We start from the raw sequence: 525 nt of genomic DNA on the forward strand, positions 1-525 counted from the left end.
CGAACGCCGGATCGCCGGTGAGCAGGAAGCCGCGGTGGCTCGCTTCCATCGCCGCCGCGGTTGCTTCGAGCCTGAGCGTGTCGTGCAGAACCGCGGACGTGCCGGCCACGTAGGCCTGCGTGTCCTGCGTCTGCCGATGCTGGCGCCAGGCCTGCGAAGCCAGCAGCGCAACGATGGCCACGCCGAGCCCGACACCCGCGAGCAGCCATGCGCGATGGTGATGTGGATGCCGCCTGCCATGGCGCGCCGATCGATCCATGTTCCCCCGGGAACGCATCGTCGTGATGCGCTTGAAGCACCTTCGTGCCGAGGCAGTCAACGTCGCGTGGAGCGAATGCGGCTCAACGGGAGAACAACGGTCAACAAACGCGTTTTCCTCACGCCCGAATAGCGACGGGCCGCGCGAGGCGGCCCGTCGGTGTCACATGCCCGAGSGCATGACTCAGTAAACCTGCACGCGCTTGTCGGGCGCCAGGAACATCTTTCCGTCCTTCACGTCGAAGGCCTGGTACCACGGATCCAGGT

General features: G+C 66.4%; 1 protein-coding gene. It reads right to left on the bottom strand.

The window, feature by feature from the left end; translation table 11 throughout:
- A partial coding sequence (locus AC1DRF_RS31990) for a CHASE3 domain-containing protein (RefSeq protein WP_477742827.1) occupies positions 1-259 on the bottom strand: 259 nt, incomplete at its 3' end.
- Positions 260-525 lie beyond the last annotated feature (266 nt).

This window comes from Priestia sp. P5_B4 (assembly GCF_056400385.1).